Source organism: Bacillus sp. MM09(2025) (genome assembly GCF_050496725.1).
Taxonomy (GTDB): Bacteria; Bacillota; Bacilli; order Bacillales; family Bacillaceae; genus Bacillus; species Bacillus pumilus.
This window is the reverse complement of record NZ_JBNWEN010000004.1, coordinates 1162058-1184160: the sequence shown is the minus strand read 5'-3', so window position 1 is coordinate 1184160 and position 22103 is coordinate 1162058. Positions and strand designations below refer to the sequence as shown.

At 41.8% G+C, this 22103-nt stretch carries 19 protein-coding genes and 1 pseudogene; 13 read left to right on the top strand and 7 right to left on the bottom strand.

Annotated elements, in window-relative coordinates:
* Positions 1–3: 3 nt before the first annotated feature.
* From ACQYAC_RS12415 to ACQYAC_RS12405, 3 genes and pseudogenes are all read right to left on the bottom strand, one after another.
* Positions 4–1680: a hypothetical protein gene (locus tag ACQYAC_RS12415; RefSeq protein ID WP_429943397.1), complete on the bottom strand. Its 1677-nt coding sequence runs from the start codon at positions 1678–1680 to the stop codon at positions 4–6.
* A gap of 82 nt (positions 1681–1762) precedes the next feature.
* Positions 1763–2173, bottom strand: a complete 411-nt coding sequence (locus tag ACQYAC_RS12410; RefSeq protein ID WP_058013281.1) for a hypothetical protein — start codon at positions 2171–2173, stop codon at positions 1763–1765.
* 12 nt (positions 2174–2185) lie between these two features.
* A pseudogene (locus tag ACQYAC_RS12405) lies at positions 2186–3678 on the bottom strand (lipase family protein).
* 99 nt (positions 3679–3777) lie between these two features.
* On the opposite strand from ACQYAC_RS12405, the gene ACQYAC_RS12400 reads away from it, so the two are divergent.
* The 8 genes from ACQYAC_RS12400 to ACQYAC_RS12365 all read left to right on the top strand — a co-directional run bounded on the left by ACQYAC_RS12400 (position 3778) and on the right by ACQYAC_RS12365 (position 11650).
* A complete protein-coding gene (locus tag ACQYAC_RS12400; RefSeq protein WP_268497326.1) occupies positions 3778–4278 on the top strand; it encodes a DUF1433 domain-containing protein in 501 nt (166 codons plus the stop codon).
* 84 nt (positions 4279–4362) lie between these two features.
* Complete coding sequence (locus ACQYAC_RS12395; RefSeq protein WP_429943396.1) at positions 4363–4842, top strand: DUF1433 domain-containing protein; 480 nt, start codon at positions 4363–4365, stop codon at positions 4840–4842.
* A 63-nt stretch (positions 4843–4905) separates the two neighbouring features.
* Positions 4906–5388: a DUF1433 domain-containing protein gene (locus ACQYAC_RS12390; RefSeq protein WP_212045736.1), complete on the top strand. Its 483-nt coding sequence runs from the start codon at positions 4906–4908 to the stop codon at positions 5386–5388.
* A 97-nt stretch (positions 5389–5485) separates the two neighbouring features.
* Positions 5486–6421: a nucleoside hydrolase gene (locus tag ACQYAC_RS12385; RefSeq protein ID WP_429943395.1), complete on the top strand. Its 936-nt coding sequence runs from the start codon at positions 5486–5488 to the stop codon at positions 6419–6421.
* 92 nt (positions 6422–6513) lie between these two features.
* The gene (locus ACQYAC_RS12380) at positions 6514–7371 is read left to right on the top strand and encodes a MurR/RpiR family transcriptional regulator (RefSeq protein ID WP_429943394.1); all 858 of its coding nucleotides are present in this window, start codon (positions 6514–6516) and stop codon (positions 7369–7371) included.
* Positions 7372–7555: 184 nt separating this feature from the next.
* The gene (gene gntK, locus ACQYAC_RS12375; RefSeq protein WP_429943393.1) at positions 7556–9100 is read left to right on the top strand and encodes a gluconokinase; all 1545 of its coding nucleotides are present in this window, start codon (positions 7556–7558) and stop codon (positions 9098–9100) included.
* 24 nt (positions 9101–9124) lie between these two features.
* Positions 9125–10453: a GntP family permease gene (locus ACQYAC_RS12370; RefSeq protein WP_058013287.1), complete on the top strand. Its 1329-nt coding sequence runs from the start codon at positions 9125–9127 to the stop codon at positions 10451–10453.
* A 90-nt stretch (positions 10454–10543) separates the two neighbouring features.
* Positions 10544–11650 carry a DNA alkylation repair protein gene (locus ACQYAC_RS12365; protein WP_268497334.1) on the top strand — a complete coding sequence of 369 codons (1107 nt, stop codon included), beginning with the start codon at positions 10544–10546 and terminating at the stop codon, positions 11648–11650.
* A gap of 31 nt (positions 11651–11681) precedes the next feature.
* On the opposite strand, the gene ACQYAC_RS12360 is transcribed toward ACQYAC_RS12365, so the two are convergent.
* On the bottom strand, positions 11682–13019 hold the full coding sequence (locus ACQYAC_RS12360; protein WP_429943392.1) for an amino acid permease: 1338 nt from the start codon (positions 13017–13019) through the stop codon (positions 11682–11684).
* A 318-nt stretch (positions 13020–13337) separates the two neighbouring features.
* On the opposite strand from ACQYAC_RS12360, the gene ACQYAC_RS12355 reads away from it, so the two are divergent.
* Positions 13338–14852, top strand: a complete 1515-nt coding sequence (locus ACQYAC_RS12355; protein WP_058013290.1) for a methyl-accepting chemotaxis protein — start codon at positions 13338–13340, stop codon at positions 14850–14852.
* Between the two features lie 39 nt (positions 14853–14891).
* On the opposite strand, the gene ACQYAC_RS12350 is transcribed toward ACQYAC_RS12355, so the two are convergent.
* Positions 14892–15875, bottom strand: coding sequence for a Gfo/Idh/MocA family protein (locus ACQYAC_RS12350; RefSeq protein ID WP_429943954.1), 984 nt, complete (start codon positions 15873–15875; stop codon positions 14892–14894).
* Between the two features lie 144 nt (positions 15876–16019).
* A complete protein-coding gene (locus ACQYAC_RS12345) occupies positions 16020–16379 on the bottom strand; it encodes a MerR family transcriptional regulator (RefSeq protein WP_039182663.1) in 360 nt (119 codons plus the stop codon).
* Between the two features lie 308 nt (positions 16380–16687).
* Between ACQYAC_RS12345 and yidA the strand changes: the two genes are divergently transcribed.
* Entirely contained in the window at positions 16688–17500 is an 813-nt protein-coding gene (yidA, locus tag ACQYAC_RS12340; RefSeq protein ID WP_169056025.1) for a sugar-phosphatase, read from the top strand.
* Positions 17501–17537: 37 nt separating this feature from the next.
* On the opposite strand, the gene ACQYAC_RS12335 is transcribed toward yidA, so the two are convergent.
* Entirely contained in the window at positions 17538–18545 is a 1008-nt protein-coding gene (locus ACQYAC_RS12335) for a helix-turn-helix transcriptional regulator (protein WP_339164520.1), read from the bottom strand.
* Positions 18546–18674: 129 nt separating this feature from the next.
* Here ACQYAC_RS12335 and ACQYAC_RS12330 point away from each other — a divergent pair, with 129 nt between their 5' ends.
* The 3 genes from ACQYAC_RS12330 (at position 18675) to ACQYAC_RS12320 (ending at position 21984) form a co-directional block, all read left to right on the top strand.
* Complete coding sequence (locus tag ACQYAC_RS12330; RefSeq protein WP_429943391.1) at positions 18675–19382, top strand: class I SAM-dependent methyltransferase; 708 nt, start codon at positions 18675–18677, stop codon at positions 19380–19382.
* Positions 19379–20476, top strand: a complete 1098-nt coding sequence (locus tag ACQYAC_RS12325) for a saccharopine dehydrogenase family protein (protein ID WP_429943390.1) — start codon at positions 19379–19381, stop codon at positions 20474–20476. Before ACQYAC_RS12330 ends, ACQYAC_RS12325 begins: the two co-directional genes overlap by 4 nt.
* A gap of 236 nt (positions 20477–20712) precedes the next feature.
* A complete protein-coding gene (locus ACQYAC_RS12320; protein WP_429943389.1) occupies positions 20713–21984 on the top strand; it encodes an MFS transporter in 1272 nt (423 codons plus the stop codon).
* Positions 21985–22103: the final 119 nt, after the last annotated feature.

Genomic DNA, 22103 nt, shown 5'->3' with positions numbered 1-22103 from the left:
TTTTTATAACCCTTTAATGTTGATTTCATCAACTGGAAGGAAGATTTCACCTGTATCTGTGTATTTCATGGCGACCTGATCGCCTTCTTTTAAATAAATGACGAGAGGTTCTTTTTCAGATGACATGGTGTAGCTTTTTCCATCGTCTAGAAGGAAGGTGACGGTTGTATAATCACCGGTCTTTTCTTTATACACTCGTTTGACTTTCCCTGTAGTTTCTTTCTTTTCCTGCTTAGAGGAACTGTTAACGGTACCGCCGCCTTTTTGCAGAGCTGTCTTATAGGCTCTCAGTGCTTCGTTTGGTGTAGAAGCGTACGCGGCAATTTCTGGATTGGCTGCCGACACGATAAAGTAGTTTTGCAGGAATCCATTTGAATCGAGAACCGGCGTGAGCCAGCTGGCTTCTCCATAGAAATTATACAGAATCGGCATGCGGCCTTTCCATTTCTTCTCGATGAAACGTTTCTCGATAATTTGCAGAGCGCCTTGAGAATCCATATAGGAGGCTTCAAGATTACCGGTATAATAAGTCGCTTTTCCTGTTCGGGCATTTGTCAGGGCATATCCAAGCATCGAATCAACGCCCTCTTTTGGACTTGTGAAATCTGTGAAGTAGTACATATCTCCTTTTGAATCAAATACTGGACTCACATTGGCTTCTGTTCCTTCATCTGAAGGCAGCTTCACATCTGACTTTCCAAACATGCTGTTCCAGAACCCGTGAATATAGTTTCCGAAATAGCTGTTTTGCAGACTAACGGCTTCTGGTGAAACAGCGCCATCAATAAAAGCAGGTACTTGATCTAGCGAATATTTCTTCGTTGCACCAGTTTTGGCATCAACAACGACCACGCCGGAAGCTTTAAAGCCGTTTCGGGCAGAGATAAAATCGCCATACGTACGAATGTAATAAGGCTTTCCATCATCATTGATTTCCAGCTGTGTGTCGCCGTAGAAAATCAAATCAGGGTATTGAAGGCGGATATGCCGCTCAATTTCTTTGTTGAAATAAGAGGAAGGTGTGTAGACCATCTCTGTTTTCACAAACTTTGGATTGGCAGATGAGTCGGTCGCACTTAATGTAAAGTAACCCGGCGTACTCCCTGAACGAATCCATTTAAAGAAATCCGAGAATTCCACTGGGGCGATGTATACATACTCACCGTTGACCTTCTGGATTTGCAGACTGCCAAGCTCATAGTAGCTTGTGTTCGGAACCTGTCCGAACGATTTCTTCATTTTGTTCCGAGCAAATTGAGGCGGTACACTTGCAGGTGTTTCCGTCTCATCAAACGCTTTGATTTCCACCTTTTGTTCCATTTTGGAGACATCAAATTTCTCATTCGCATTGAATAGAAAAGCTGTCGCCATATAAACACCGAGCAGTAAGAGAATAAGAAACAGCACGCCTTTGATCTTACGCTCCAATCCAACTGATAAAAAGGCGCCTGCTGCTGTCACAACAAGTCCAATCAACCAGAGGGATGAAGGATTGCGATCCAAATTGGTGATGTAATAGAATACAAAAATTCCGACCATAAACAGTAAAGCAAGGCCTGCAATCCACATAAGCGGAACCTGCTGTTCTGTCCCTTTCTTTCTAACGATTAATCTGAGCGGTGTGAGCAAGAGGGTCAAGACAAGACCGATCACAACCGAAAATAACAAAATATATCCCACAAACAGATCTCCTTTCAAATCAATCACTCTTTTAGTATATACGAGTGAGACGGGGAAAAGATTCATCGAACGGAAGGTTCATCTAAATGCCAATCGAGTCGATGGCGGATTGAACATCTTCTTTCAGCTCGTAAAACTTGAGTCTTTGCTCGATTTTCTCTGTTAAAGCGTCAATGGCTTGTCCTGACATATGCGAATGGATGCGCTTTTGATGTTTATACACTTTGATCTGAAGTTCATCAATTAGATCTAAAATTTTCCCCGCTTCTTGGCGGTCTTCTGCAAATTCATGTTGCAGCTGATGCCGGATGGCTCTGCTTAGCGCTGTTTTCTGCTCTTCTTTGATCTTTGCTTTCAAAGCAGCCAGCTCTGCTGGTGTCATGTCTTCAGTGCGAAAGTTTGTTTGAGAAAAGATGGAGCTTGATGTATGCGTATCTGTCATTCGTTGCAAAAAACGGTCTGCATCTGTTGGTTGTTTCTTTGAAAATTCCATTCCTCGTTCTCCTTATGAAATGCCCATATTCTTTGCTAGGGCTGTATCTGCATCATGGTATTCTTTCCCTAGCTGGCTCATATCATCTGATATTGAGTCCAGCCACCTTTTTATATTCATCGCGCTATCAATCGCTGTATCATACTCTTTGACGGAATAGAACTCATTCTCAAGTCCCTCCGTTTTTAAATGACGAATCACGGCATCCACATCAGAAGCCGTCAGCTGATCATAGGAACCAAAGCCAACAATCTGTTTGTATCTCGAGCGTACCTGTTCCACAGATTGATCCACTTTGTCATCGAGTTTCTCGATTTTGCGAATAATTTGCTGCATATGGTGCTTGGCATATGTCGAGAATTTACGACCTGTGTTCATGAGAACATGGGACTTGATTAAAATTGCCACCACACTTTGCGGATGAACATTCGACTGACTCAATTGATGTAACATGGCGGCAGTGAGAGAAGGGTTTTTTCTCAACATGTCATCAATGGTTTCAACGGAGCCATCTGATGAAAAGGCATACCGATTTAAGCCATGGCTGCCAGCAAGGGCTTCAAGAAACAAATTTGCATCCAATGAAGGATTAACGCTCATTGCCCGATTGAGGAGATTTTTCATAAATTGGACGGCTTTGGAGGGGTCCTCGGAGTAATCGACGCCTTCAGGTAAAGCGGCATCATACATCACTTTCACACGACCGATTTCTGTCGTATGTCGATTTAAAAGAGAAAGCCCGTCATTGAGATTGATATATTCTGTTAATCTACTACGGTAATCACCTTTTAATGCTTTGGCTTGGAGGCCATCCGATAGATTGGGGTAAATATTCGGATTCTCAAAGGTGACCCCGCCTTTAATAAAATCATTTTTGACAAGAACATAGGACGCATTCGACCCGCCGAGTGAATGACCTGTCACATACATCTTGGCATTTGGCATTTTCTTATGTATTTCTTTCGCATACCGATCTGCTTGAACCATTTGATTCTCTGCACCATGTTCAAAGGGAATATTTTTAATCAAATACTTTGTATCTGATATCAGCCAATCTTGCACAATCTCATTTGTATAGGTCGTTGTACCTGTCGCCACCTTCGTCGTGACTTCCTTTGACGTCTGTGACTGACGAAAAGGAGGCAGCTTCGTCAAAATGGTATAAAGAAGATCATCTGACTCTTTTTTTCATGTTTTTTAATGGTATCTTTATATTGGCCAGCGCCAATCGGTTCTGACCCGAGGTAGGCGATGACTGCGTTTTTGATTTTGGTGAGGTCTTTGCCTCCATCGGAGCGATCAAAATCTTCTTCGGAAACGATAGTTAGTGCATTAAGACCTTTAGTTGTTTCTTTATAATCAATGACATACATGGTCTTATTTTTACTAATGTCTATTTCACTAGAAATTCTATAGTAATCTATTTTATAAGCTGCATTGGAAATAAGATTATAGTCTTTAGCAGAAAGTTCGTTTTGGGCTACGGTTTTAGACAAAATTGTCACTCCTGTAATATTTATCTTATATATTATATGATATTGTATGATAGATATCTATAAAAAGAGGATTAAAATTCTCTAGATTAACAAAGGTGGATTTATCTAATGAAAAACACAATCAAAGTTGTGATTATATTATTTACTATCGTTATTATTCTAATAGTTTCTCTTATTATCCAACAAGATAAGAAAGAAAAATCGAATGATTCAGGAGGGGAAACTGTTGTGAAAGAGAAAAGTGATCAAGAAAAAGCAGAAGAGTTCGCAGAGAAAATGAAACCAAAAATAGAAGAAAGATTACATAAAAAAGATATCCATCATTTTATAGAAAAAATAACATTCAAAAAAAAGGTATCCATTAGTCCAATGGGATATGTAACAGTTGATGGTTATATAAATGATGATCCTGAAAAATTTTATTTCTCAGCATCCTTAATGCATAAATCTAACGAAATTGGTTCTATGAGCTTTTCCCCAGAGTTGTCATATCGTTTTAAAGACTGGAATAAATATAAAGATGAGCCTGAGATAAAAGAAAACTACCTTAATAGACTCTCTGAAAAAGAACGGGAGCAATATCTAAAGGACATTGGAGAAAAAGAGTAAAGCAGGTACTCACCTACCTGTTTTTATTTGTGTCAATTTCATTGGTAGATTGATTAAAGGTTCATAAAGGAGTTTTTATTTTTTATGAGAAATACAATGAAATTTTCTATATTAATTGTGGTCGTCATCATCTCAGTAACTGCTTTCATTGTAGAGTACATTAATCAGAGTCTGTCGGATGATGTAGTGGAAGAGAAGAGCGATGAAGAAACAGCAGAAGAATTCGCAGAGAAGATGAAGCCTAAGATAGAAGAGCATTTACATAAAAGAGACATTCATCACTTTATTAAAACCATAACGTTTGAAAAAGACGTGACCATCAAACCTATGGGGGATATTATAATCGATGGCTATATAAATAATGAACCGGAGAAGTACGGATTTTCAGCTTCTTTACAATATAGAGCTAAAAAAATAGGTTCAATGAGTTATGATCCTGAGTTGTCATATCGTTTTAAAGATTGGGATAAATTTAAGGATGAACCAGAATTAAAGGAAAACTATCTTAAACGACTCTCTGAAAAGGAAAGAGAACAGTATCTTAAGGATATTGAAGAAAAATAATAAAACAGGTAATCACCTACCTGTTTTTTATTTTTCATTATTAAGAAGGAGGCAACGGTAGACATGAAAAACACAATAAAACTTGTATCTGTTTTGGTCGTTATCATCATTGTCTCAGTGACTTCGTTAATCACTCAGCACAATAAGCAAAGTAAATCAAATGATGTGGTAAAAGAAAAGAGCGATCAAGAAAAAGCAGAAGAGCTCGCAGAAAAAATGAAGCCTAAAATAGAAGAATTTTTACGCAAAGAAGACATCCATCAATTTATTAAGACCATAACGTTTAAGAAGAGGGTAACTATTAATCCAATGGGCTACATCGTAATTAGAGGATATATAAATGGTGAGCCAGAAAAGTACGAGTTCTCCGCTTCATTAAAGTATAGAACAAAAGAAATCGGTTCGATGAGTCATTCCCCCGATTTATCAGACCGCTTTGAGAACTGGGATGACTTTGAACCTCAAGTAAAAGAAGATTTTCTAAATAGTCTTTCTAAAAAAGAACGCGAACAATATCTGAAAGACATTGGAGAAAAAGAGAAATAACAAGTCGACAAAGCCGATTGATTCCCTAAATCAATTTCAAAAATAATATGCTATCATTCCCCTAACAACACTTTCAAATAAAGGAGAGATTTCAACCATGGCAAATAAAAAGAAATTGATCTTGGACGTAGACACTGGAATAGATGATGCCATCGGGATATTGCTGGCAGTGAAAAGTAATCGGTTTGATATGTTGGGGATTACAACGGTGTGTGGGAATGTGTCTGTCGATGCGGCTACATTGAATACGTGTAAAGTGCTTGAGCTGGTTGAGGCAGATGATATTCCTGTCATCAAAGGTGCAGCAACGCCTCTTTTAAGAGCGCCCCATTATGAACATCGGGTTCACGGAGAGGATGGGATTGGCGGTGCTTTAAAGAATGCTCAGCCTATGAAAAAAGCAGATGCTGGTTTTGCGCCTGATTTTATCATCGACCGGGTGATGCAGTATTCGAAGCAGGTTACGCTTGTGTTGACAGGACCTTTAACGAATTTAGCCCTTGCAGTGAAAAAGTGTCCTGAGCTGATTCATCACGTGAAAGAAGTCATTTTTATGGGTGGTGTCGTTGAAGGACAGGGGAATGTCACGCCGGTTGCGGAATTTAATACATATGCAGACCCAGAAGCGGCGAAGTTAGTGCTGAATGCAGGATTCCCTTTATTGACTCAAGTGGGTTTAGATGTCACGAGACAGGTCTTGCTTACGGATGAAAGAATCGATGCGATTCAGAGTGAAACATTAGCCCATTATATTAGAGAGAGTACAAGCATTTACCGTCAGCGCTATTTTGAGCGGAATGGTGTGTGGGCGTGTGCCATGCATGATCCGCTTGCTGTCAGTCTTGCCATTGACAAGCAGCTCGTGAGCACACAGGCCTTTCATGTGGATGTCGAGACGAAGAGTGAGTTTTGTGATGGACAGATGATCTGTGATTTTCAGCATCAATGGGAGAAAGAGCGAAACGTTCAAGTGTGTACGGATGTAGATGCTGACGCTTTCTTTGATTTATTGATCAAAACAATGAGCGCTTAAAAAAGAAGTCTGTGCAAACAGGCTTCTTTTTTATAAGATGGGAACATGAGGAAATGTATGCGTTCACATGAGTAAGGGAGGAGTGAAGTCAATTGGCTTCTGTTAGTTTAAGTAGTATTGAAAAAATACGAGCAGCAAGCAGAGGGTTGCCGCCAAAGCTGAAAGCAATTGCAGAGCATATTACGAGTGAGCCCCGCGACATCATCCACTTGTCTATTGTGGAACTTGCGAAAAAGACCGCAAGCTCAGAGGCAACGATTTTTCGTCTTTGTAAAAGGCTTGGATTTGAGGGCTTTCAAGATTTGAAGATTGCTATTGCCCAGGAAATAGACCAAACAAAGCCTAATTATGTAGATGAAGAAATGAGTCTTGATGATGATATGGCTGTTTTTATGCAAAAGGTTTTTCAGACGAATATATCTGCATTAAAGGATAGCTTTCAATTATTGAATCCAGGGGATGTAGAAAAGGCCATACAAATCATTCATGAAGCAAAACGCTTAGAGTTTTATGGGAGTGGTGGGTCTGGCCTCATTGCGACTGACGCTTTTCATAAATTTATGAGGACAGGCATCAACTGTATTGTTCACACAGATTCTCACTTTCAAGCGATGTCTGCTGGTCTTCTTGACCAGCACAGTGCAGTGATCGGTATTTCTCATTCTGGACGTAATAAAGATTTGCTCGATGCGATGAAAACGGCAAAGGAAAAAGGAGCCAAAACCATTGGCATTACAAGCTATCAGCGCTCTCCATTGAGCCAGCTTGCAGATGTCACGTTGTATACAGCAACGCAAGAAACGGCTTTTCGAACAGAAGCAATGTCCGCAAGACTTGCTCAGCTGACGGTCATTGACGTTCTATATTTTGCACTTGCTCATTTAAGGCAGCAGGAAACAATAACGAATTTAAAACAAATGCGAGAAACCATTTCACAAAAAAGGGTGTAATGATTCCAAAAATAAATTTTTCTGATAATGAAAAATGCTGATGTGGTAACGGTTGTGAGCTTTTTATTGAAAATAATTTTCTTTTCGGTCGTTGAATGTCGAAAAAATTATTTTTATAATGGGATTCAGCAGGCATTCAAAAACTACATATGTGACTTCAAATCAATGATTGGGCGTGATACAGATGAAGGGGAACCAGGCGGTAATTGGTTTGGATATAGGAACAACAAGTACAAAGGCGGTTCTGTTTGGACCTCAGGGGAAGGTATTATCGAAGCATTCAGTTCCTTATGAGCTCATTCAGCCCCAGCCAGCATGGGTTGAGCAGGACCCTGAGAAGATATTAGAAGCCGTCATTGCGAGTGTAAGAGGTGCATTGACGGAAGCAGCATTTGATGAAGAAAATCTTATAGGCATCGGGATCAGTACAGCGATGCATTCCTTAATTGTGATGGATCAGGATGGAAAGACGCTAACGAACAGTATCATTTGGGCAGATAACAGAAGTGCAGAACAAGCGAAACGAATTAAATCAGATATGGATGGCTTTCACATTTATAAAAGGACAGGTACTCCGATCCACCCAATGTCACCGCTTTCAAAAATACGTTGGATGAAAGAAATGGCACCGAATGTCTTTAAGAAGGCAGCAAAATTTATTTCGATCAAAGAATATATTCTTTATCATTTCTTCGGTCAGTATGTCGTCGATTATTCAATCGCTTCAGCAACGGGCATGTTTCATTTGGAATCGCTTCAATGGGATGAGAAGGCGCTTCGTATTGCTGGAATTGAAGCCAGTCAACTATCCGAACTTGTCCCAACGACATATCAATTGAGAGGACTTCAGCCAGAGATTGCACTGCGCATGGGCATTAAAGAAGATACACCATTTGTCATTGGTGCGAATGATGGCGTTCTAGCGAATTTAGGTGTGGGCGCTATTGGTCAAGGAGAGGTAGCTGTGACGATTGGGACAAGCGGTGCGGTCCGTACGGTTGTGGACAAACCAATTACAGATGAGCAATCAAGAACGTTCTGCTATGCCCTGACAGATAAGCATTGGGTTGTAGGAGGACCGACCAATAATGGCGGGATCATGCTGAGATGGCTGAAGGATGAATTCGGGTCGTCAGAGGTTGAGGTAGCAAAGCGTCTAGGGGTGGACCCTTACGATCTGATGATGGATATCGCGGAAAAGGTTCCAGCTGGTTCTGAGGGTTTGCTGTTTCTGCCATTTTTATCAGGTGAGCGTGCACCTTATTGGAATCCAAATGCGAGAGGCACCTTCTTTGGAATTGGTCTTCAGCATAAGCGGGAGCATTTTATTAGAGCTGTGTTAGAAGGTGTCATTATGAGTGTTTTCTCGATCGGTGTTGCCTTAAGAGATTTAACCGGTTCAGCAAAGGATGTCAGAGCTTCGGGCGGATTTGCACGATCTCCGCTATGGCGGCAAATTTTAGCGGATACGATGGGTAGAGAAGTGCTTGTTCCAGAAAGCTACGAGGCGTCAGCACTGGGGGCTGCTGTCCTTGCACTACATAGTTTAGGTCATATGGAAGAGATAGAAGAGGTTCAAGAGTGGATTCGAATCTCTGCTCGTCATGAACCTAATATGAAGAACAATGAAACTTACATAGAGCTGTTTTATTTATATGAGCGCCTCTACGACAAACTGAAAGATGAATTTGATGTCATTAGTGCGCTGCAATTAAAACAAAATCGTTAAACATCAGGGAAAAGGTGGGAGAACATGCTTTTATTCATTGTGATTGCGGCGATTGTCCTTTTACTCATTCTCATTACAGTCGCTAAGTTGAATCCGTTTGTGAGCTTAATTATTACTTCGATGCTAGTAGGCTTTGCGACGGGGATGGATTTGCAGGAAATCATTCAATCGATTAAAACGGGATTAGGCAATACGTTATCATTGCTGGCTATTGTTCTAGCGCTTGGTACCATGCTTGGGAAAATGATGGCTGAATCAGGGGGAGCAGAGCGAATAGCGCAAACTCTAATCGGCCGGTTTGGGACGAAAAATGTGCATTGGGCAATGATGTTTGTTGCTTTTATCGTGGGGATACCTGTCTTTTTCCAGGTCGGTTTTGTTCTTCTCATTCCTTTACTTTTTACAATTGCCATTGAAACAGGCATCTCGCTCGTGACCATTGGGATCTCGTTAATCGCTGGCCTGTCTGTCGTGCATGGGCTAGTCCCGCCTCATCCAGCGGCAATGGCAGCCGTTGGCATCTATCATGCCAACGTGGGGAAAACCATTTTCTTCTCTATTATTGTGGGATTGCCGACAGCGATTATTGCTGGACCGCTATATGGTAAGTGGATTGGAAAACGTATACATAAACCCGTTCCGGAGATGCTGAGAAAGCAATTCACTGAACGCAATGAAGATCGAAGACTCCCCGGCTTTGTGAATACGATGTTTACCATATTGGTGCCGGTGATTCTGATGCTTCTTGCCACATTGGCGGACATTATCTTACCAGAGGACAATATGTGGTTTCAGGTATTCAAGTACATCGGAGATCCGATAACAGCATTGCTGATTGCAACGGTTTATTCTTTCTTCAGTCTTGGCTTTATGCAAGGAATGAGCCGTGACCGGGTGCTTTCCTTTAGTAATGAGTGCTTAGGTCCGATCGCTTCCATTTTGCTTGTTATTGGAGCAGGCGGAGCTTTCAACAATGTGCTCATTGATTCGGGTGTTGGTGATTATATTGCAGATTTAGCCAAACACTCGCCGATTTCACCGATTTTGCTTAGCTGGCTGATTGCTGCAGTGATTCGTGTGGCAACAGGATCTGCGACGGTATCCATGATGACGGCAGCAGGTATTGTAGCACCAATTGCTGCAACTATGCCGGATGTGAGCAGGGAGCTGCTTGTGTTAGCAACAGGAGCGGGTTCGTTAATTTTATCTCACGTCAATGATTCTGGTTTTTGGCTGATCAAGGAGTATTTTGGTATGACCATTAAAGAGACGTTTTTGACATGGACGGCTATGGAGACGATCATTTCCGTTAGTGCCATTGCATTTATTATGATTATTAATATGTTTATATAGCGAACAAGCAGTCTGATTCATATGAGTCGGGCTGTTTTTGTGTGTTGTGATACCACTTTCTTCAGATTGGGGTAAAATAATGATATTGAGATGTGGGAGGCGGACACGATCGAACCATTAAAACATGTGTACAATGAATTATTTATCCAAGAATTAGCGGAGAAACTTGCGCAGGCTTCGTCTGGATTTGATGCTGAGCCATTCAAGCGGCTCGTATTTCAAGAGGATTGGCAGCAGCTTGAATTAAAAGGGCGGATGCGACGAGTCACTGAATCGATGCACGCCTGTCTGCCTCAAAACTATGAGAAGGCAATTGAGGTACTGCGTCAGGCAGCCCCGCATTTTTCAGGGCTTAGTGCGCTCGTATTTCCAGACTACGTCGAGACGTACGGCCTTGCAAACTGGGACCTCTCGATCAAAGCGCTCGAATTCTTCACACCCTTTTCCACTTCTGAATTTGCCGTTCGGCCATTTCTGATTCAAGATCAGGACAAAATGCTGGCGCAAATGCTCATATGGTCTCAGGATCAAGATGAACATTTGCGGAGGCTGGCTAGTGAAGGCTGCAGACCGCGTCTGCCATGGGGCTTATCTGTCCCTTCACTTAAAAAGAATCCTTCGGTCACGCTGCCCATTTTGGAAAACTTGAAGGCTGACCCATCGCGGTATGTGCAAAAAAGTGTAGCGAATCATTTAAATGATATCTCTGCAATTCAGCCAGATCTGATGAAGCAGACGGTTCAAAGCTGGTATGGAACCAACAAACATACAAACTGGATTGTCAAACATGCATCTCGTACCTTACTCAAAAAAGGAGATCCAGCTATTATGGCGTTGTTTGGCTATGGGGACGATCCATCCGTTCAAGTAACGGATTTGAAGATTGTACAAGATCCTATTCGAATCGGAGAGAAAATGACATTTCATTTTACCCTACAAGCTGAAAAGCCGCTAAAGCTGCGTGTAGAGTATGCCATAGACTACGTCAAAGCTCGGGGTACCCGCAATCAGAAGGTATTTAAAATCACAGAGTTTGAAACAGACGCAACGTTACATAGAGAATTCGTCAGGTCACAGTCTTTTCAAAATATGACGACGAGAAAACATTATGAGGGGACTCATACATTAACAATCATCATCAACGGCATACCGAAAGCGTCTGTTGATTTTGAAGTGACAAAAGACAGCAGTTTATGAAAAAACCCGCCTTAATGGCGGGTTTTAGTGTTTAAGCCTTCTTTTTCATTAAGAATGAAGCGATGATGGCTGCGATTAAGAAACCGATACTGATAATCGAGCTAGGCAAGTTTTCTTGTCTGAATAGAAACATCACAAAACTCACACTTAACACAAGACCTGCAAATAATGTCAAATACGGAAACAGCCACACTTTGAAATACGGCTCCTGTGGATATTTCGGGCGAAGTTTCAGATGTGCCAGGCAAATGCTAATCCAAATGAGTGAAACAGCAAAACCAGGAATAGCCAGCATATAACTGAAAATTTGCTCTGGATATAAGTAAGCAAAGAATGTTCCGATGAGAAGAAACAGAACGGTCACCCATAAACTCAAAATGGGTACGCCTCTTTTGTTGACCTGTGCCAGTTTTTTCGGACCGCCATCTGATTTAGAGAGAGAATGCATCATTCTCGTTGTTCCATAAATGCCAGAATTGGCCGCCGATAGAACGGCTGTAATCAATACAAAATTAATGAAGTGAGAAGCACCTTGCATACCAGCTGCTGAAAAGACTTGAACAAATGGACTGTTATTTGGATCAATTTGATTCCAAGGAATGAGTCCGCAGATGATCAAAATCGGCAAAGTGTAAAATAAGATAATACGCCACATCATACTTTTAACAACACCAGGTAAGACCTTTTCGGCATCCTTTGTTTCTGTAATGGTTAGCCCAATCAATTCAGAGCCCCCATAAGAGAAAATAACAACTAATAAAGATGCAAAGATCGCCCCCCATCCGTTCGGGACGAAGTTTTGATAATTGGTGAGTGCCGATGTGTTTTGTTCGTTCGGAATGATCCCAAATAATAGAGCTGCACCAAGAATAATAAACACAATAATAACGAAAATCTTCATTCCAGCGAACCAAAACTCAATTTCACCAAAGTATTTTACATTATTTAAGTTAATTCCGATGACTAAGAGAGAGCAGAGTAAACATAGTGACCATAGCGGCACATTCGGTAACCAGTATTGAAGCAGGCTGCCTGCCGCAATAATCTCGATGACACACACAGTGAGCCACATGAAACAGTAAACCCAGCCGACAACAAATGAAAAACGTTGACCAAGCGCAATCTGTATCAGGTCGCGAAGGTTATTTCCCGGATAGACAATCGCCATTTCAGCTAAGGCTGCCATTACGATGAGCAATAATAATCCAGCAAATACATAGGAAAAGATGACCCCAGGACCTGCTAAACCGATTGTATCGGCACTTCCTTTAAAGATTCCTGTACCAATGACCCCGCCCAATGCAATCATGCGAATGTGACGCGGTGATAAAAGCTTTTTTAATTCTTGTTGTTCCTGATTCGCGCTCATAACGTTCTCCTTTTTTAAAAATGCTTATGTTCCATTTTCTTTTTTCGGGACGTCAGTGTCAATATAAAAAAAGAGATTTTTCAGACAAAAAAGGCGGTTGATTCTATCAAATGAGCCGTTTTTTTCCATAGATTCATTCATGACCCATCTCCAAAATCTGAAACTTCGTGAAAAAATGAACATTTGCCTTCATTCTGACATAAACAATTTTCAGTTTTTGTCGATATATCTTTTGTATTACTAAAGTCCTAATAAAGAATTGTTTATAACTGTAAAATATTTCAAAAAAGTATGAAGGAATGAAAGGAGTTATGAAAGATGTTTATGAGAAAAGCAAATGATTCATCGTCGGGAACCCTTTTAAATGAGAGCAGTCGATTAGTAGAACGAATTGAGAAGGGAGACCTTTCAGCAAGAATAGATACTGCTGCATTCTCTTCAAGTCAAACGATTGAAGCAGTAGCCCAAATAAATGAAGCTTTGCAAAAGATGCAGGAAGTAAATGAAGATATTCAAATGCGGATGAATTTAGTGACAAAAGCCATTCAAGTTGGTTTATGGGATATGGTCGTGATCGCTGGAGATCCAGTCAATCCAAAAAATGAATTCACATGGACGGATGATTTCCGCAAAATGATCGGCTTTCAAAACGAGCACGATTTTCCGAACGTTTTAGACAGCTGGGCATCTCGAATTCATCCGGATGAACAAGAATATACCCTAAATGCATTCTCTTCGCATTTATCGGATCATTCGGGACGTACACCATATGATATCGAATATCGCTTGAAGTTGAAGAACGGAGATTATCGCTGGTTCAAAGCAACTGGCACGACCATTCGTGATCGAAATGGTGTCCCTCTTCGTGTGGCGGGAGCTCTTTTTGATATTCATGATCAGAAATTGAAAGAAGAAGAACTGCAAGCATTCGTGACGAGATATGACTTAATCAACCGTGCGCTTGTGGAGGCTCCTTGGGATATGGTCGTAGAGGCCGGCGATCCAGTCAACCCGAATAATGAGTTCTGGTGGTCCCCGCAGTTCAGAAAAACGCTTGGTTTTACGGACGAAAAGGATTTCCCGAACGTATTAAGCAGCTGGAGCGACCGCCTGCATCCTGAGGATCAAGAAAAAGCTCTCCAAGCTTTTGCAGATCATTTAAATGATCACTCTGGACGCACACCATTTGATATTGATTACAGATTGCAGAGCAAAAATGGCGAGTATCGCTGGTATCATGCCGGTGGTGAAACCATTCGTGATGAAAAAGGTGTTCCTCTTCGTGTGGCTGGAACCATTCGTGACATCACGTTAGAAAAAAACAAAGAGAAAACAGCGAATGAAATGGCTTCACAAGTAGAACAGCTATCAAGTTCAATCAGCGAGATGGTATCAGGCATCAGCTCTGTGACAAACCAAGCGCAAGAGCTTGCTGTCGCACAGGAGCAGTCAACATCTGCTGCCAATTTAGCAAAAAATAGTGCAGATGAGACGAAAAATATTTCTGACTTGATCAAAGAAGTAGCGAACCAAACGAACTTGCTTGGTCTAAATGCTGCGATTGAGGCAGCAAGAGCTGGTGAACAAGGAAGAGGATTCTCAGTCGTTGCAGATGAAGTGCGTAAACTGGCGCTTCATAGTGCCAATGCAACGGAGAATATCGAATCTAGTTTAACGGAAATGAAAACACAAATTGATGAAATTCTTGAAAATATTTCGAACATGACAGCTCTTACACAAACACAGGCTGCTTTAACAGAGCAAGTAAATGCTTCAGTCGATGAAGTGAACCACATGTCTCAGCGCCTTGTTGCCTATTCAAAGAGTATTTAATCATCAAAAACCGCCCTCTCATAGAAGGCGGTTTTTTCATTAAAATTGATCTGCTGGGAAAACAATACCTGCATCTTTTCTTGCAGAATCAAGGACTTTCATGACGGAGAGACTTTCATCAAGCCATGCATAGCACTGTTCATGATTATTTGTTTCAATGATGTGCTGAAAAGCCTCTGCTTCATAAAACAGGCGGTTTGAATTTGTTTGTGCATTGAGTGAGATCACCTGGTCATTCACATGAAGCAGCACTTCCTCGCAGCCATTCGCCCCATTTTTCACATGAATGAAGCCCTTTTCTCCTTGAATCAATGCAAAATTCATGCTGCTTGTATCCTTACTGCCGGCACTTGTCGCAATGAAATCATTGTAGGTGAAAGTTAAAACACCAGACGTATCGATGCCATTTGGGTGGCGGTTTGCCTGGTAGCGGACCTGCTCCGGTGATCCGAAGAGATTCATGATGAAATGGACATTATAGATATTAATGTCCATCAATGCTCCTCCTGAGAATTCAGGGTTAAAGACATTTGGCGTTTCGCCGGCTAGCAGCTGATTATATTTGCTTGAATATTGACTATAGTTGCATTGAACCAGTTTGATTTTACCTAATTGATGAAGGTGTTTTTTGATTAAATGATAGTTTGGCATATGAACAGTCGTAATGGCTTCAAATAGGAGAAGCTGCTTTTCCTTTGCGAGTGCGATTAAGGCTTCCAGCTCTTTGACATTAGAGGTGAAAGGCTTTTCGCAAATCACATGTTTTCCGTTTCTTAATGCAGCCGTGGCATGCTCGCTATGTAATCGATTCGGTGAAGCAATATAAACGGCTTCAATATTTGGATCTTCTAGCATAGCCGTTAAATCTGTATAAGTCGTTTTTACACCAAATTGGTCTGCGAGCTTCTTTGCCGTTGCTTCCTTTCTTGAATAGACGGCATGACAAGAAGCGCCGTCAAGCTGGTCAATCGCTTGCAAGAAGCTTTCCACAATCACACCTGTTCCAATGGTTGCAATGTTCATTCTATTCAAAACCCCTTCCACTCGTTTGATATCAAGTAAAGCTGTCTCTAGTATAACTGATGTTTGAATCGCACGCGCACTTGGCACCTGGGCGGAGAGGGGCGCCAGCGGCAAACACTGGCACATCTTTGGCAGCCCTTACAATTAGCTGATGTTCGCTAATGTTTGTTTTGTTAACAATTGAATGGCAGCTTTCCTCTTCTTTAACTCTTGAATGGAGTGTTGAATATCCTCAACTTTTTGTTCGAGCAGCTGTTCAGCTTCTGTCTTTGATTGTTTTTCAAATAGCGATTTGATAATTTCGCGAATTTCTTTGAGTGAGAAATCTAGCTTTCTAGCTTCTGTGATAAAGGATAGCATGAGTACATATTTTTTATCATATAAACGATAGCCATTGTGTGCTCTTTTTGGTTCGGGGAGCACACCCTCATTTTCATAAAAACGAATGGTTTCAATATGCACACCAGACATTTTTGACAATTTACCTCTAGTAAACGTAATCATTCCCTGCACCTCCTTTCTTTGCTATCCATCATACAATTAGATTTGCTAGTTTCAAAATATTCACTGGTGAACATTTGTCTTCATTTTCACGTTGGAAAAGGGCAGAAACTCTATTTAAAGCAGGATGAATAGAATACGATATAATAGAGAAGGCATATGACAATTTTGTTACAGGTGAGAACAAGTAGACAGCGTGATGAAAAAACGATAGGCTAAAATAGGTAAATAGTAATGATATAACCTGTCATCATTAGATGATGGCTCAAAATAGTGCAGCACGTTTTTTGCTGAGAAAAGGGGACCAGTGAATGTATAAATTAGTTGCAATTGATATGGATGGTACGTTATTAAATGATCAACATATGGTGCCGGATGAGGTGTTTGAAGCCATTCAACAGGCGAAAGCAGAGGGCGTTAAAATTGTATTATGTACAGGACGGCCTATTGGCGGAGTGAATCGCTATCTAGATGATCTTCAGCTCAATCAAGAGGGAGATTATGTGATTGCCTACAATGGGGCGCTTGTCCAAAACAGTCACACAAATGAAGTAGTGTCAGAACTGACGTTATCCTATGAGGATTTAACTTCTTTATATAAGCTGAGCCGTGAGCTTGATACACCGATGCATTATTTCGATTCCGCTCATTTGTACACACCGAATCGTGATATTAGTGAGTACACAGTACTTGAATCTTATTTAACAAAGCTGCCGCTTAAATATTTACCTGTTGAAGAGGCAGATCCATCAATGAGACTTCCGAAGATGATGTATATTGATCAGCCAGAACGGTTGGAAAAGACGATACAAGCCATTCCATCTGAAGTAAAAGACAAGTACATGATGGTGAAAAGCACAGATTTCTTCCTTGAAATCCTGCATCCTGAAGTCAGCAAAGGGAATGCCGTGAAGCTTCTAGCGAAAGAGCTGGGGATTGCTCGTGAAGAGGTCATGGCCATTGGTGACAATGGCAACGACGTATCGATGCTGGAATTTGCGGGCTGCGGCGTTGCCATGGGAAATGCCATTGATGATGTCAAAGCAGTAGCGGATGTTGTGACAAAATCCAATAATGAAGCCGGCGTTGCACATATCCTGCATGAGTTAGTTCTAGGAAAATAAACAAAAAAGCGGTCTACCAGTTAGGTAGCCGCTTTTTTTAAATGTGAGAGAAAAAGTAAACAAGCATCCGTCTGCTGCTCAAATTTGTCTTTTGCAGCATCGCCTTCACATGGTCATGGACGGTATGGGTTGAAATAAATAAAGTACTGGCAATTTCCTTTGTAGACTGTCCCTTTAATAAGCAGTCTAGGACGTTCATCTCTCTTTCTGTCAGCTTGTACGTTTTTGCCGCATAAGGAAGAATATCACTGGTTTGGGCTCTCTTGATGTGAATCATGACAGCTTCTTCCTGCCCTGCTGCCTGAGTTAATCGAAATGCTTGAAGAGAGAGGAACAGCCCCGTAGGCAATCTCGTCATACTTGCCGCTGTTTGCTCAATACCGCCGTATAAAAGTTTAGCCCCTAATGCTCTAAACGGGCGCGGCATAATCGCCTTGTCATGAATTTGTTCAAAGGCTTGAAACGTCTGAAGCCAATGAAGACCCGTTTCATTTCCATAAAGAAGGTTGTAATCGTGCGAGAGAATGAGGAAGCCTTGCTGCTCCGCCGCCGCGTCCTCTTCCGTATCTCTTTTCTTGAAAAGTTCATCTCTCAGCTTGGCTGCGAGTCTAGGCGTTTGTTCGATGACCACTCGGATATCTTTTTCTTGAAAAGGTTCCTTGTCCTTTAGACGATAGAGGCTGGCAATCCCCCAGCATTCTCCTTGAATCACAAGAGCTGCCCGCAATTCATCAGACCATCCTTTAGGTAACAAAATGTCTTGGTAGCGCTCACTGTCGAGATATTCCCCGCTTTGGACTAGGCTAGCAGCATGAACAGGGCCTTTGGCTAGAGTCTCATGCTGATGCACGTCCTTTTTTAAGAACTCATTTTGAAACAGCTGGTCATGAATTTCTTCAATCGGTTCATCTGTGAAGGAACCTGTCGAGAGGAGAGTGGCTGGATCAATGGTCGTGATACAGGCGGCATCAAAATCAAGGACGGCAGCAAGTTCGTCCCGAATGTGTTGTCTCAGCTGCTGAAAATGAGTGGCTGGATTGGTCACATAATCTCCTCCTCAAAAATCCCCACTTTTAGGGATCGTGTTTTCTGTTGTCTCTTTTTACAATAAAGATATCATACCGTTAGTGTACAGGAAACGATGTAAAGCGGAAAGGAACTGGAGGAGAAGGATATGAAAGGAAACCAGCATTGGCACGATCCCGTTGCTGAGTCATATGCAGCGACGATTGCCCATAAAGTACCCGGCTATCAGCTATTGCATGAGTTGACAATAGACGTATTAGAAACTGAATTAAAGGGAGCGGCTTCCTGCATCCTGACTGTTGGAGCGGGCGGGGGCGAAGAGATCATCAACATGCTTCAAAGAAAGGAAGACTGGCTCATCACAGGGGTTGATCCGTCACCTTTTATGCTGGACATGGCGAAACAGCGAGTTGCACAGCTTGAGATGGAGGCGCGTGTCACATGGCATGAGGCCTCATTAGATAAAGTTTCAGCTGAAACTGTTTACGATGCAGCGGTGAGCTTGCTTGTCATTCATTTTATAGAAAAGCGCCAGCCCTTTTTAGAGGAGGTTGCCCGCAGGCTTCAACCAGGTGCGCCGTTTGTCTTGGCATTTATACAGGGAGAGTTGAAGTCCCAAGTATTTCAACAGGAGCTTCACATGCTGTCTCTTTTCATGCAACGGCAAGGCCTAGAAAAAGAAGTGTTTACATCCTTTAAAAACAGGCTGGGACACACGACACACCCTGTTCCCGATGAAGAAATAAAAGAGCATTTAATCAAAGCAGGATTTGAAGACATCAGACCTTATTTTCAGGCAGGAATGATTAAGGGGCTTGTTTGCAAGCGAGGTCGTAGAGAGGCGGATGAGAAATGAGATCACAGGTGATGGTAATAGGCGGTTATGGACATGTTGGAAAGCAAATATGTCTTCAGCTAAGCGAAGTGTATCCCGGGCAAATTGTAGCGGCAGGCAGAAGCTATGAGAAGGCAGAGAAATTTTCACGCCAGACAAAAGGGAAAGTTCTTCCCTATCAACTAGATGTCAGTGAGCCGTTATTTTCGGACTGGGTGGATCAAACAAAACTGGTGATCATGTGCCTTGATCAAGAAGATCCATCATTTGCCGAAACAGTTCTGCGGTCAGGTATTGATTATATAGATATCTCTGCGAAAGGGTCGTACATGGAACAGGTGGCAAAGCTGGATCAGCAGCACACCCGTGCAACGGCTTTACTCAGTGTCGGGCTTGCGCCTGGTCTTACGAACTTATTGGCAGCAAAAGCAGCATCTATGCTCTCATCAGTGAATCAAATAGATATAGGGATTATGCTTGGATTGGGTGATCAGCATGGAAAAGCCGCCATTGAATGGACGCTTGACAATGTCCATACTGACTATGTGATTACTAAGCATCATCAGCATAAAAGAGTCAAAAGCTTTACCGGGGGCAAGCGTATAGATTTTGGTGTGAAACTTGGAAAGCGGCAAGCCTATCAGTTCCCCTTCTCTGATCAGCAAACATTGCCTTTGACGCTCAGCGTGCCTTCTGTGACAACAAGGCTATGTTTTGATTCTCGCGCGGCAACGCGGGCATTTGCCTTCACAAGGAGCATTGGAATGACGTCTCTTCTCACTATGCCGAAAATCAAGGAACGTGCCATTTCCATGATTCAATCTGCTCAAATGGGAACAGATCAATATGCAGTGAAAGTGGAGGCGACAGGAATGGAGGGGAACAAGATTCATCAAGCAGCGCTTGGAATAAAAGGGCATGATGAGTCTCAAGCAACAGCTCAAGTCGCCTCTGCTGCGGCACTGCATTTATTGAGCAGGCAGTTTCAGACAGGTGTGTTTCATATCGAACAATTATTTTCATTAGCGTATGAGAATGGTGATTTTGCGTTGGTGGATCAAAAAACGAAGGGAAAGCGTGTGTTAGCGCTGAAAGCCAGCCTTTTAACGGCATAAAAGAAGACTAGCAGGATGCTAGTCTGGGTAACGAGATGAAGACATTTTCACTCTAAGATATGCGTCAGTTCAAAAGAATAGATCAGTCATGTGGCAGCTTTATTCATGATCTCCTTGAAAAACAAGTTGTCCTCAATGTAAATGGTCGAGAGTGAAAAAGATTCGAATCGAGGATTGTAGGCTGAACTAATATAATGGTTACATTTTGCAAATAAATCTCAAGTGGGTGTTTACAATTGCTAGATACAGAACAAGATGTAGTGAAGAATTATATAGATTCACCCCAAAAATTGAAAAAATTATTTAAACGAGTATTGTTCGTTGTCAGTCTATCGCAAATATTTGGAGGGGCTGGTATAGCCGCAGGAATTACGGTAGGTGCACTTTTAGCTCAACAAATGCTTGGAACTGAAGCCTATGCAGGTGTCCCAATCGCTTTATTTACTTTGGGGTCAGCTGGGTCAGCTTTCATTGTAGGAAAGCTTTCGCAACGTTATGGACGGCGCATCGGTTTATCGACAGGTTTTGTTGCTGGAGGGCTAGGAGCAATTGGTGTTGTGATTGCAGCTATGATGAATAGTGTCATTATATTATTTGCATCGCTCTTTATTTACGGCGCAGGAACAGCCACAAATTTACAAGCTCGTTATGCTGGGACTGACTTAGCGAATTCTAAACAACGTGCAACTGCAATTAGTATGACAATGGTCATGACAACATTTGGAGCAGTAGCAGGTCCCAATTTAGTTGAAATGATGGGTGAATTTGCAGTATCAATTGGTGTTCCAGCACTTGCGGGTCCCTTTATTTTATCAGCAGCAGCATTTGTTGTAGCAGGTCTTGTCCTTTTTATTCTGTTGCGTCCTGATCCGTTAGTCATTGCCCAAAAAATAGCAGCATACAAAGCAGAGTATGGGCATGGAAATAAACGAGATTCTGCTGATCAAAAAATAGATAGAAAAGGGCTTACAGTAGGTGCCACGGTTATGATTTTAACTCAAATCGTCATGGTTGCACTCATGACCATGACACCGGTGCATATGCAGCATCATGGTTATGGATTAGCCGAAGTGGGCATTGTAATTGGTTTTCATATAGGTGCGATGTATCTTCCTTCACCTATCACGGGTGTACTTGTAGATAAACTAGGGCGAACAGCTATGAGCATAGCGTCGGGCATCACATTGTTACTTGCTGGTTTATTCGCAGCATTCGCACCAAGTGATTCAATGATTCTATTAATCATTGCTCTGTCTTTACTTGGATTGGGATGGAACTTTGGTTTAATTAGTGGTACTGCTCAAATAGTTGATTCTACAGACCCATCAACCCGGGCAAAAACCCAAGGAACACTCGATGTTTTTGTGGCGTTAGCAGGTGCTTCTGGCGGTGCTCTTTCAGGAATGATCGTTGCGAATACGAGTTATGCTGCATTATCTTTAAGCGGAGGAATTTTATCGTTAATTCTCATACCTGTCATAGTTTGGTCTTTTAAAAGTAAAACATAATGCAGCTCCGAGTGCAGATGCTCCTGCCATCCATCACAAAAAAGACATGCCTCCAATCATGGGAAAGCATGTCTTTTTTTCATCTTCTATTATTAGTAGAGCAATTGCACAAATTTCTT

What these genes read in the sequence shown, in the direction of transcription:
- ACQYAC_RS12325 (WP_429943390.1), top strand. Translation starts at nt 19,379, where the DNA reads ATGAGATCACAGGTGATGGTAATAGGCGGTTATGGACATGTTGGAAAG.
- ACQYAC_RS12360 (WP_429943392.1), bottom strand. Translation starts at nt 13,019, where the DNA reads ATGAGCGCGAATCAGGAACAACAAGAATTAAAAAAGCTTTTATCACCG.
- ACQYAC_RS12385 (WP_429943395.1), top strand. Translation starts at nt 5,486, where the DNA reads ATGGCAAATAAAAAGAAATTGATCTTGGACGTAGACACTGGAATAGAT.
- ACQYAC_RS12355 (WP_058013290.1), top strand. Translation starts at nt 13,338, where the DNA reads ATGTTTATGAGAAAAGCAAATGATTCATCGTCGGGAACCCTTTTAAAT.
- ACQYAC_RS12350 (WP_429943954.1), bottom strand. Translation starts at nt 15,875, where the DNA reads ATGAACATTGCAACCATTGGAACAGGTGTGATTGTGGAAAGCTTCTTG.
- ACQYAC_RS12365 (WP_268497334.1), top strand. Translation starts at nt 10,544, where the DNA reads ATGTGGGAGGCGGACACGATCGAACCATTAAAACATGTGTACAATGAA.
- ACQYAC_RS12370 (WP_058013287.1), top strand. Translation starts at nt 9,125, where the DNA reads ATGCTTTTATTCATTGTGATTGCGGCGATTGTCCTTTTACTCATTCTC.
- ACQYAC_RS12400 (WP_268497326.1), top strand. Translation starts at nt 3,778, where the DNA reads ATGAAAAACACAATCAAAGTTGTGATTATATTATTTACTATCGTTATT.
- ACQYAC_RS12330 (WP_429943391.1), top strand. Translation starts at nt 18,675, where the DNA reads ATGAAAGGAAACCAGCATTGGCACGATCCCGTTGCTGAGTCATATGCA.
- ACQYAC_RS12390 (WP_212045736.1), top strand. Translation starts at nt 4,906, where the DNA reads ATGAAAAACACAATAAAACTTGTATCTGTTTTGGTCGTTATCATCATT.
- ACQYAC_RS12410 (WP_058013281.1), bottom strand. Translation starts at nt 2,173, where the DNA reads ATGGAATTTTCAAAGAAACAACCAACAGATGCAGACCGTTTTTTGCAA.
- ACQYAC_RS12395 (WP_429943396.1), top strand. Translation starts at nt 4,363, where the DNA reads ATGAGAAATACAATGAAATTTTCTATATTAATTGTGGTCGTCATCATC.
- gntK (WP_429943393.1), top strand. Translation starts at nt 7,556, where the DNA reads ATGAAGGGGAACCAGGCGGTAATTGGTTTGGATATAGGAACAACAAGT.
- ACQYAC_RS12345 (WP_039182663.1), bottom strand. Translation starts at nt 16,379, where the DNA reads ATGATTACGTTTACTAGAGGTAAATTGTCAAAAATGTCTGGTGTGCAT.
- yidA (WP_169056025.1), top strand. Translation starts at nt 16,688, where the DNA reads ATGTATAAATTAGTTGCAATTGATATGGATGGTACGTTATTAAATGAT.